The 11,769-nt window shown below is 46.2% G+C and carries 10 protein-coding genes and 1 other RNA gene; all 11 read right to left on the bottom strand.

Annotated elements, in window-relative coordinates:
- Positions 1-31: 31 nt before the first annotated feature.
- Positions 32-631 carry a recombination mediator RecR gene (recR, locus tag NST33_RS00670; RefSeq protein ID WP_062838113.1) on the bottom strand — a complete coding sequence of 200 codons (600 nt, stop codon included), beginning with the start codon at positions 629-631 and terminating at the stop codon, positions 32-34.
- Positions 632-666: 35 nt separating this feature from the next.
- Positions 667-978 carry a YbaB/EbfC family nucleoid-associated protein gene (locus NST33_RS00665; RefSeq protein WP_036607248.1) on the bottom strand — a complete coding sequence of 104 codons (312 nt, stop codon included), beginning with the start codon at positions 976-978 and terminating at the stop codon, positions 667-669.
- A 41-nt stretch (positions 979-1,019) separates the two neighbouring features.
- Entirely contained in the window at positions 1,020-2,765 is a 1,746-nt protein-coding gene (gene dnaX, locus NST33_RS00660; RefSeq protein WP_339306410.1) for a DNA polymerase III subunit gamma/tau, read from the bottom strand.
- Positions 2,766-2,937: 172 nt separating this feature from the next.
- An RNA gene (ffs, locus tag NST33_RS00655) (signal recognition particle sRNA large type) lies at positions 2,938-3,205 on the bottom strand.
- A 148-nt stretch (positions 3,206-3,353) separates the two neighbouring features.
- Positions 3,354-3,551, bottom strand: a complete 198-nt coding sequence (rpmE, locus tag NST33_RS00650; RefSeq protein WP_036607255.1) for a 50S ribosomal protein L31 — start codon at positions 3,549-3,551, stop codon at positions 3,354-3,356.
- A gap of 102 nt (positions 3,552-3,653) precedes the next feature.
- Positions 3,654-4,928, bottom strand: coding sequence for a radical SAM protein (locus NST33_RS00645; protein ID WP_091039190.1), 1,275 nt, complete (start codon positions 4,926-4,928; stop codon positions 3,654-3,656).
- Positions 4,929-5,025: 97 nt separating this feature from the next.
- The gene (gene rho, locus NST33_RS00640; protein WP_237178606.1) at positions 5,026-6,351 is read right to left on the bottom strand and encodes a transcription termination factor Rho; all 1,326 of its coding nucleotides are present in this window, start codon (positions 6,349-6,351) and stop codon (positions 5,026-5,028) included.
- Between the two features lie 463 nt (positions 6,352-6,814).
- Positions 6,815-8,068: a UDP-N-acetylglucosamine 1-carboxyvinyltransferase gene (locus tag NST33_RS00635; RefSeq protein ID WP_017691290.1), complete on the bottom strand. Its 1,254-nt coding sequence runs from the start codon at positions 8,066-8,068 to the stop codon at positions 6,815-6,817.
- 147 nt (positions 8,069-8,215) lie between these two features.
- Positions 8,216-9,070 carry a class II fructose-1,6-bisphosphate aldolase gene (gene fba, locus NST33_RS00630; RefSeq protein ID WP_036607263.1) on the bottom strand — a complete coding sequence of 285 codons (855 nt, stop codon included), beginning with the start codon at positions 9,068-9,070 and terminating at the stop codon, positions 8,216-8,218.
- A gap of 260 nt (positions 9,071-9,330) precedes the next feature.
- Positions 9,331-9,717, bottom strand: a complete 387-nt coding sequence (locus tag NST33_RS00625; protein WP_017691292.1) for a response regulator — start codon at positions 9,715-9,717, stop codon at positions 9,331-9,333.
- Between the two features lie 230 nt (positions 9,718-9,947).
- On the bottom strand, positions 9,948-11,552 hold the full coding sequence (locus tag NST33_RS00620; protein WP_076217010.1) for a CTP synthase: 1,605 nt from the start codon (positions 11,550-11,552) through the stop codon (positions 9,948-9,950).
- Positions 11,553-11,769: the final 217 nt, after the last annotated feature.

Raw genomic sequence — 11,769 nt, 5'->3', positions numbered from 1 at the left:
CCAAGGAAGTCCGCTGCGTAAATTGAACACACTAACGCATCTCCCTGCGCCCTTCCAACGCTTTGGAAAGGGTCACTTCATCCGCATACTCAAGATCGCCACCTACAGGCAATCCATGCGCAATCCGGGTCACACTGATCTCAAACGGACGTACCAAGCGGGAGATATACATCGCTGTAGCCTCCCCCTCAATATTGGGGTTTGTCGCCAAGATGATCTCTTTTATACGTTCATCACTTAATCGAATCAGGAGTTCCTTCAAACGAATATCGTCTGGGCCAATTCCCTCCATAGGTGAAATCGCGCCCTGTAACACATGATAGTACCCATCGAATTCCTTGGTGCGCTCCATGGCCACCAGATCTTTCGAATCCTGAACTACACAGATTACAGAGACATCCCTAGACTTATCCTGACAGATGCGACATGGGTCCGTATCAGTGATATTACAACATACAGAACAGTAATGAAGATTACGCTTCACACTTACGAGCGCTTTGGCAAAATCGATAACGTCATCTTCCTTCATGTTAAGCACATGAAAAGCTAAACGCGCTGCCGTCTTGGGACCTACACCCGGCAACCGGGTGAAGGCATCAATCAGCTTGGCTATTGGTTCGGGATAATACAATCGATTGTGTCTCCTTTGACAGGATCAATTTTTAATTAAAATAATCCCGGAATATTCATGCCGCCTGTGAACTTGCCCATATCCTTGTTGGCAATCTCATCGGCTTTGGCCATTGCATCATTAACAGCTGTCATAACGAGATCCTGCAACATTTCAACATCTTCCGGATCTACCGCTTCAGGTTTAATCGTGATAGCAAGCAATTTCTTGTGTCCGTTAACTTCAGCCGTCACTACACCGCCACCAGAAGTACCTTGGACTGTTTTGTCCGCCAGTTCCTCTTGTGCTTTCAGCATTTGCTCCTGCATTTTCTTCACTTGTTTCATCATTTGGTTCATGTTGTTCATAATTGTTCATCTCCTTTGTTATGGTTATCGCGCTATGCGCATTATTCTTTGATCACTACAAGGTCCTCACCAAAGAGCTGGATAGCTTCATCAATCCAAGGCTGTTTGTTGCCTGAACCGCCGTCTTCATGCTCAGGTTCAAGCTTAAAGTCCTCCTTTGGCGCTTCAGAAGCTCCCTCCATTGCTCCGGTCCAATCTTTGAGCATCATCGTCACCAATCGTGCAGGACGCCCAAGCTGTTCCGACAACACCCGCTCAATGACTTCACGGTTAGCCTGCTTCTCCGTTGTTTCACGGTGAATGTTGTTTTTGAAAGCAACCAACACATTGTCTTCAAGCAATGATACCGGCTCACCATCCACAAACCAGGCGTGGACGGTAACCCTCTCTTCCTTCACTCGTTGCAGGATCTGACTCCATTTTTTGCTGATCTCTGCGAACTCAGGGGCTCCCTTGCGTGCAACATACTGATCCAACTGTGCAGGAAGCTTCGCAGGCGAATTGCCTCTCGATACCGGCGCTCTTGTTGCCGGGCGAGATGGAGCACTCGATGCACCTTCTCCACCAGACAAACCACTTTTCAGTGCACGATCCAACTTCTTCTCCAACTCAGCAAGCTGCTGCTTCAAGCGGTTGATCTCTCCTCCATCGGCAGGTGCTGCATGAGCTGAAGCTCCCACCTGAATAGAAGCCTCACCTTGAGCTGGAATACTACACAGTTTAAGCAATGCAACTTCAAATAATGTCTGTGGTTGTACTGCATATTTCATTTCACTCTGGTACCGATTAAGGGTGTCAATCATGTGGAACAGTTGTTCCCTGGTGAATGACTCCGCCATATCACGGAAAGATTCCGGATTAAGTACCCGGTCCGTCAGTTTATCTGCATCAGGTACCATCTTAATCATAAGCAAATCACGGAAATAATACAGCAAATTCTCCATACACTTGTCTGCACTCTTTCCTTCATGCATGAAACCTTCAATCATCTGTAAAATATGACCAACATCACCTTTGAGCAGCGAAGTAGCCAGTTTGGCAAATTGCTCTGAAGCAATGCCACCCGTCATGTCCATAACCTGCTGGTACGTTACTCGTCCATCCGTAAATGAAGAGATCTGATCCAGCACACTAAGTGCATCCCTCATTCCACCGTCCGATAAACGGGCAATGTATTGGAGCGCATCCTGGTCAGCTTCCATGCCTTCCTGTTCACAAATCAGTGTAAGTCTTGCTGTCTGCTCTTCCAGGGATACCCGGCGAAAATCAAATCGCTGACAGCGCGATATAATGGTAGCCGGAAGGCGGTGTGGTTCCGTTGTTGCCAAAATAAACATCACATGTGGCGGTGGCTCTTCCAATGTTTTGAGCAAAGCATTGAATGCCTCCGTTGTCAGCATGTGCACTTCATCAATAATATAGACTTTCTGCCGGACTTCGGTTGGCGCATATTTAACCTTTTCCCGAAGATCACGGATTTCCTCAACGCCCCGATTGGATGCAGCGTCAATCTCCTGCACATCCATCACAGCGCCAGTCGTAATTCTGCGGCAAGCTTCACACTCGTTACAAGGTTCAGGCGCAGGCCCACGTTCGCAGTTCACAGCTTTGGCCAAAATCTTGGCGGCACTTGTCTTTCCCGTTCCTCTGGGCCCGCTAAATAAGTAGGCATGGGAAGTCCGCTGTTCACGAATCGCGTTCTGCAAGGTCTGAATAATATGCTGTTGCCCCACCATATCTTGAAACGACTGGGGACGCCAAGCCCGGTATAACGCGATATGCTCCATGATGCGTTACCTTCCTTCCACTTCGCATTCGAGTCCTTTGTCGTTCCCCTATTATACTATATTCTAGGGTGAATCCAAACTTTATCTGACTCATTCATGCGGTTTATTAAGACATATCAAAAAGACCTCTGCATACATACTACTGCAAAGGTCTCTACATTTAAAAGGTAAGCCGTGCACCTGCTATCGATATTTGCGATCCAAGTGGCACCCCTGAACAATAGCTCGGGCTAGGCAACCCTCCGGCACAAGAGTGATCTCACTTATGGCTGCTTCCTTCCGGACCTGACCAGGTTCATGAGTACTCATTGCGGAGGACCCAACCGTCAACACCACGTTTAGGGACCAAACCTCACATCGGCAAAACCTCTAGCAGGAATTCAACCTCGCTATAGCGGATTGCGAGTTACAGGGCACCGCTACCTCCCCATCTAGCACGGTAAGAAATAGTATAACGTAAGGTTATCCAAATTGCAACCAGAGGAACTCGTAAGCAAACATGCTTACCTATAAAATATATAAAAACCCCTGCCAGATCAGCAGGGGTGTGTTGGATGCAATTAGCAGACAACTCCAAGAATTGTCCAATTAGATTCCGTATTTCTTCTTGAAACGATCAACACGGCCGCCAGCATCGATAAACTTCTGTTTACCTGTGAAGAACGGGTGGCACGCGGAGCAAATCTCTACACGAAGTCCGTCTTTAACCGAACCTGTCTCAAAAGTATTCCCGCAAGCGCAAGATACTTGACCAATCGTGTAATTAGGATGAATTGCTTCTTTCATTACCTTTCACCTCTTTCCGCCCTGAGCCTCAAGCGGACCCAGAGTAAATGGCACAACTCTGAGATTATAACACGGCCTTGTGCCTGTTGCAATCCATTATTGTTATGAGGTAATCAACCGTTTTGGACGTGCCATTCCAGCGGGTGGAACATGGGTATACGATCCGATCACAACATCAGGCAGCTCGTCTTCAAAAATCTCAATCATCTGCTTCATGCCCAAGATATCACCTTGAGCAGGAGGAATTAATTCCAGATAGCTCTCTGGATCAATATTGAGATTACGCATCTGAATCAAGCGTAGATCGGTTCTTCTCGCAAACTCAATCATCGCCTCAATCTCTTCTTCTCGGTCTGTTACGCCTGGGAAGATCAGATAGTTAATGGACGTATATACACCCTGCTGCGCTGCGTATTTCATTGATTTCTCAACATTGGCTAAGGTATAACCACGCGGTTTATAGTAGGCGTTATAGTGGTCATCCAGTGCACTAATTGTACTTACGCGCATCAGATCCAATCCAGCATCTACAATACCTCTAATGTGATCGTTCAGTCCGGCATTGGTATTAATGTTGATATACCCCATGTCCGTTACGGAACGCACTTCGCGAATCGCTTCAATAATCAGCTTGGCCTGCGTGGAAGGCTCCCCTTCACAACCTTGTCCAAAGCTAATAATGGACTCCGGCGTCTTCAGGTGTTCCAGCATAACCTCCACAATCTCATCCACACGTGGTCGGAAGTTCATACGTGTCTGCGGGGAAACAAAGCCGCTATCATCCGGTTGCTCGGAGATACACCCGAAACAGCCCGCATTGCAAGAATAGGATACCGGTACTCCACCTTCCCAACGATTCAGGAACGTGTTTGATGAAGTTAGGCATTCATATCCAAGCGCACAGTTGGATAGATGGGTATAAAGACGGTTCTCGGGATATTGCTCTGTCAATCGTTTAACCCCGGAACGTACATCGTCACGATCACAGTTGAGCGGATTCCATTGGTCAGGACTATCTGACTTCGCAGCCGTGACATAGAAACCGCCATCTTTCCAAACTACTGCGGAATAGCCGAATAACGGCAATTTATACTCTTTATCCGTCTTCACATAACCAGGGAGACACAAACGAGTGAATCCCTGTGGAAGTAAAGCACCTACCGCCTGTGTGTCCGTTGGCATTGGAAGCATCTCACCTGTGTCCGGGTCCATACCAATCGGCCGGGTACTCGGGAGTCCAACCAACGTTGCACCCTCTGGCAAAGGGATGAGTTCGTCTTCCATAATCTCAACGATCATATCTCCACTGCGGGCAAGCCCGTACAGGGAAGGATGATCAAATACATTACCTTTTTCATCTGCGTATACTAAATACATGATGTTCTCCTCACATCTAATGGGTTAAACCTAACGACGAGTGTATTGTAACATTCACAGCAATGCTGCAAAAAGAAAGTGATTAGTCAAACGGCAATTACGTCGATGTACCTGACGTAGCTGTCTGTCTAGGTGAACGACGGGTTGTTGTTGTCCCGGAATTGCTTGTTGGACTATTACCAGCTGAATCAAATGCCGCCAAAAACTCTGCATTTGTCTTGCTGTTACGAAGTTTTTTCAGGAATCCTTCAACAAAGTCATGGGAATCATTCATGTTTTTACGAATCGCCCAGATTGTATCCAACTCTTCCTTGCTAAGCAACACTTCTTCACGACGTGTACCCGAACGACGAATGTCGATTGCCGGGAATATGCGGCGCTCTGCCAGACGACGGTCTAGATGAAGCTCCATATTACCTGTACCCTTAAATTCTTCATAGATGACGTCATCCATACGTGATCCAGTATCAATTAATGCCGTTGCCAAGATGGTCAAGCTTCCGCCTTCTTCCACATTCCGGGCAGAACCGAAGAAACGTTTCGGACGATGGAATGCAGCTGGGTCAATACCACCACTAAGCGTACGACCGGATGGTGGAATAACCAGGTTATATGCACGGGCAAGACGTGTAATGCTATCCAGCAGGATAACGACATCCTTTTTGGCCTCAACCAAACGAAGCGCACGTTCAAGCACCAATTCCGCCACCTTAATATGATTCTCAGGCAGTTCATCAAATGTTGAAGCCACAACTTCCCCTTTTACCGAACGCGACATATCCGTTACTTCCTCTGGACGTTCGTCAATCAACAGGACAAACAGTTCAATTTCAGGATTGTTAGTTGAGATGCTGTTGGCAATTTCTTTGAGGAGAAGCGTTTTACCCGCTTTGGGAGGTGCTACGATCAATCCGCGCTGTCCCAATCCTACCGGGGCGAGCACATCCATAATGCGTGTGGACAAATGGCTGGGGGATGTTTCGAGAACCAGTTTTTTCTGCGGATACAGTGGGGTTAGTGCCGGGAAGTGAAGTCGCTCTGCAGCCGCCGATGGATTCTCACCATTTACAGCGTTGACTTGCAACAAACCGAAGTATCTCTCATTTTCCTTAGGCGTTCTACACTTACCTGATACGAGGTCACCTGTTCTGAGGTCAAACTTGCGAATCTGAGAAGCTGAGATGTAGATGTCTTCCGTACTTGGCAAGTAGTTGATAGGTCTTAAGAATCCGTAACCTTCAGGTAAAATCTCGAGTACGCCTTGCATGAACATCAGGCCGCTCTGTTCAGCTTGTGCACGTAGTATAGCAAAGATTAATTCTTTCTTTTTTAACGTACCATAGTAAGGTATCTGATATTTTTTGGCCAGTTTGTAGAGGTCCGTTAGTTTCATTTCTTCCAAATCGGAAATTTGTAGATCCATATAATAACCACCTATTCAATTAATAAGTCCGTGTGAAATGGATAGTTTCGCTAGATGTTCGGCTATAGAGCGCAGCGTCTGCCACAATCTCTTCTGTCCATTGTACGGAATGTAACCGTTATAATGCAAATACTTGTCTTTGAGTGTAAGTTTCCGGGTGGGATGGCCAACATTCGGCAGATCCGCTATTGAGTGAACGATGCATTGAGGCGATCAATCCGGATAGACCGGCTGTGGAGCGCAGTTCAAACAAAACCGGGGGTTGGGGATGAGAAATGATGTTCTTACAGCCATATGAAGTTTAATTCAAAAAAAGACCCTCCGGTAAAGGAAACAGAAACATTTCGTCTTATGCCGGAGAGACTGAGAACTCTATTAAAACAGGTTTACCCAATCAACAAAAAGATATGCAGTTCAGTTAAAAAAAACATGTGTAGGACCGAACTATGCATAACGCTTCCTATTAATCAGTTTCCCGCCATACATCTGCACCGAGCAGGCGCAGATTAGTCACCAGATGATCATAACCGCGGTCGATATATTCGACCCCCGTTACTTCAGTCACACCTTCACTGACAGTGAGACCTGCAATTACCAGCGCTGCCCCAGCGCGAAGATCGGATGCTTTTACTTTGGCTGCGTTTAATGCACTGCCTTCAATAATCGCTGACCGTCCTTCTACTCGAATCTTTGCACCCATCCGCACTAACTCAGGCACATGCTTGAACCGATTACTGTATACAAAGTCGCTCAGGACGCTCACACCGGTTGCCTGTGTCAAAACACTGGTCATGGGTGACTGTAGATCCGTTGGAAAACCAGGATATACAAGTGCCTTCACGTCAACGTGGTTATAGCTTGGTTTACCAATGACACGTATACTTTCATCCAATTCCTCAATACCAACACCCATTTCCAGCAGCTTTGCCGTTAAAGCTTCCAGATGTTTGGGAATCACATTGTCAATCAGAACATCTCCGCGCGTCGCCGCTGCAGCGATCATATACGTACCTGCTTGGATACGGTCCGGAATGATGGAATGACGGCAGCCTTTAAGCTCCGAGACCCCTTCAATACGGATCGTTTCGGTACCTGCACCCTTGATGCTGGCACCCATGGAATTCAGAAGTGTTGCTACATCTATAATCTCAGGCTCTTTAGCCGCGTTTTCGATAATTGTAGAGCCTTTGGCACGAGTAGCCGCCAGCATGATATTAATGGTTGCGCCGACACTGCTTACATCAAGATAGATTTTTGCTCCGCGCAGCTCTTTGGCATGCAAATGAATGGAGCCGTGTTCGTTTGTTACTGTTGCGCCAAGCGCTTCAAAACCTTTGATATGTTGATCAATTGGCCGAGGCTCAAAATTACAGCCCCCTGGTAAACCTATGGTCGCTTCTTTGAAACGCCCTAGCAATGCACCCATCATATAATACGAAGCGCGAAGCTTCTTCACGGGACCATTCGGCATAGGAATGGATTTGATGTCAGAAGGGTCAATCTTCATCTGACTGCCTTCCCAAGTCACACGTGCTCCGAGTTCCTCCAAAATTTCTGCATAAACCGCCACGTCACTCAAAAGTGGCAGGTTGTCCAACACGACTTCTGACTCGGCAAGCAATGCTGCAGGAATAAGCGCAATGGCGCTGTTCTTGGCGCCGCTTATAGTTACAGTTCCCTGTAACGGACGTCCGCCACTAATCATCAATTTTTCCATAAAGCTTAATGTCCCCCTACGTGTTTTGCAGCCGATGAACGGCAATACGTGCTGTTGGCTTCCGATGTAGAAATAAGGTGTGAAAATGGAAAGACACCGGCTAGGCGGTGTTTTTCCATTTCACAGTATGGAACTGGTAAAGATAAATTACGCTTTGTTGTTAGAACCAAACTCGCGGATTTTACCTTTAACGGTTTCTTTGATTGCTTCACGGCCTGGTACGATGAATGTACGTGGATCGTAAGCATCTGGTTTAGCAGCAAGCACTTCACGAACCACTCTTGCAAAAGCAATTTGGTTCTCTGTGTTTACGTTGATTTTGGATGTACCCAGGGAAATGGCTTTGTCGATGTCGTGTTTAGGAATACCTGTACCACCGTGCAATACGAGTGGAACTTGTACCGCGTCACGAACTTCTTCCATTTCTTTGAAGCCCAGGTTAGGCTCGCCATGGTAAGGACCGTGTACGGAACCAAGAGCTGGTGCCAATGTATCAATACCTGTTTCTTTAACGATACGGATACACTCGTTCAAGTCAGCATACATAATGCCGCCGATAACGTCGTCTTCTTGTCCGCCTACAGTACCTACTTCAGCTTCTACAGAAACGCCTTTAGCGTGTGCATATTCAACAACTTTTTTAGTCATTTCGATGTTCTCATCGATAGAGTGGTGGGAACCGTCGATCATAACGGATGTGAATCCAGCATCGATCGCTTCTTTACACTTGTCGAAGCTTGAACCGTGGTCCAGGTGAATTGCAACTGGAACGGTGATTTTCATGTCGTGAATGAGTCCTTCTACCATTTTAACTACAGTGTAGAAGCCACCAATGTGACGTGCTGCGCCTTCGGATACACCCAAGATTACTGGGGATTTCTCTTCTTCAGCAGCACCAAGAATCGCTTGAGTCCACTCAAGGTTATTGATGTTGTATTGACCAACTGCATATTTTCCTTCAAGTGCTTTGTTCAACATGTCTGTCATAGATACTAATGGCATGGTTTCAATCCTCCTAGGGGTTTGGGTTGTGTCTATGGTTTTTAGCCGAAATCACATACGGGCTTATTATACCACATCCCATGTCAAATACTAAACAAGCATTTGCAAAAATGCTGTGCTTTGCAGCACAGTTTTCATAGACACCGCTTTATAACTTCCACATTTCCAATATTCCCCGGATGTAGGAGTGAACTACCCAATTCTCCCACCAAGCACCTTCTATGTTCTCCACACGCAAAAAAATCCTGTATCAACAGGATTCAGCTGCATTTATTGGCAGTACCATTGCGAAGTTGCATATTCACAGCCACTCGCATCTCATCGATATCAAACGGTTTCGTAAAGTGCATGAGCGCTCCGAGATCTGTTGCTTCCTTAATCATGTCCAGTTCACCATAAGCGGTCATCATGATCACCTTGATACCCGGATCAATCTCTTTAATATGCTTCAGGATTTCAAGACCGTCCATCCCAGGAATCTTCATATCGAGCAATACCAAGTCAGGCTTGTCATTATTCACAATCTCCAGAGCAACCTTGCCGTTGGGTGCTTGAAACGTGTTATACCCCTCACTGCTGAACACTTCCATTAACAGGATTCGAATACCATTCTGGTCATCAACAATCAAAACTTTTTTATCTTCCACTCTGTAACCTCCTAGAATTAGGAAAGCATGCACATCATCGAATCTGGATAACTATCCCATAGTCGTCATGATAAGTATTCTACCTCTTCCATTAAAATCCTGCTACCTTCACAAAATGACAAAAAGCATTTCCATCTGCTCTTTATACAAAAAAAAGGGATGTTCCGGCAGCCGCTATGGTTGCCAGGAACATCCCCAATAATCTATTACATTAACACTAAAAACATGTATTACTTCTGCGCATTCTCCAGAGAAGCTTTTACAAACTCACGGAACAATGGTTGCGGACGGTTTGGACGGGAAGTGAATTCCGGATGGAATTGTACCGCCAGGAACCATGGGTGTCCTGGAAGTTCAACGATCTCAACCAGACGTCCATCCGGAGATGTACCCGAGATAACCAGTCCTGCTTTTTCGATCGTTTCACGGTATTCATTGTTGAACTCATACCGGTGACGGTGTCTCTCATATACCAGTTCGTCATCATAACAAGCCATCGCCAAAGAACCTTCTTGAAGCTTACAAGGATACAGACCCAGACGCATCGTTCCACCCAGATTCTCGATATCTTTTTGCTCAGGCAACAGATCGATCACCGGGAATTCCGTAGCCGGATTAATCTCGGAACTGTTCGCGCCATTCAAACCAACGATGGAACGTGCATATTCAATAACGGAAACCTGCATACCCAGGCAAATACCGAAGAACGGGATTTGTTTCTCACGAGCATAACGGATTGCCGATACTTTACCTTCAATACCACGATCTCCGAATCCGCCAGGAACAAGGATACCGCCAATACCATGCAACAGGTCGCCTACATTCTCATCCGTAATATCTTCAGAAGGAACCCAGCGGATTTTCACATCGGCATTGGATGCAAATCCTGCATGAGACAACGACTCAACAACACTCAGGTATGCATCATGAAGCGCTACATATTTACCAACAATAGCGATCTCAACTGTATGCTCCAACTTGTTGATCCGGTCAACCAGTCCTTCCCACTCGCTCATATCCGGTGCAGGAGTAGTCAGTTTCAGGTGATTTACCACGATCTCATCCAAACCTTCTTCACGCAGGTTCAGAGGTACTTGATACAACGTGTCTGCATCACGACATTCAACCACGGCATTCTCATCAATGTCGCAGAAGAGAGCGATCTTGGCTTTCATGTCTTTAGACAATTCATACTCTGTACGGCATACAATCACATTTGGTTGAATACCGATGCTTCGTAATTCCTTAACACTATGTTGCGTTGGTTTTGTTTTCACTTCACCAGCTGCTTTGATATAAGGAATAAGTGTTACGTGGATATACATCACATTGTCGCGACCTACATCACTTTTGATCTGACGGATAGCTTCCAGGAAAGGCAAACTCTCAATGTCGCCCACTGTTCCGCCAATTTCCGTAATAACCACATCCGAACCCGCTTCACGCCCAGCGCGGAATACCCGCTCTTTGATCTCGTTCGTAATGTGTGGGATAACTTGTACCGTTCCGCCCAGATATTCCCCGCGCCGCTCTTTGCTGATGACGGAAGAGTATACTTTACCAGTCGTGACGTTGCTGTTTTTGGAGAGATTGATATCAATAAAACGTTCATAGTGGCCAAGGTCCAGATCCGTTTCCGCGCCATCATCCGTTACAAAAACCTCGCCATGCTGATAAGGACTCATTGTCCCTGGGTCGATGTTAATATATGGATCAAATTTCTGGATCGTTACCTTAAGCCCTCTGTTTTTCAGCAATCTGCCCAGAGAAGCAGCCGTAATCCCTTTGCCCAGGGAGGACACAACTCCGCCCGTCACGAAAATATACTTTGTCACTGTTATTACCCTCCTAATATAAGTACAGAAATTCAGGCGATATATGGTGTTATCGTAACCTGTTTCCCAGGTAATCATCGTTAAAAAGAGCAATGGCAGAAATTCCCTGCATCTGCGAACTGCTCTTTCTGCGAAGACGGTTTAAATAAACATTGTTTTACAGCAAAAAATGGTGCAAACATTCCGGTAGCCTTCATTCCATTTCGTGTTTTTGATA

This window comes from Paenibacillus sp. FSL L8-0435 (assembly GCF_037965655.1).
Lineage (GTDB): Bacteria > Bacillota > Bacilli > Paenibacillales > Paenibacillaceae > Paenibacillus.
Note: the sequence above shows the minus strand (reverse complement) of the source record. Positions and strands in the feature narration are given on the sequence as shown.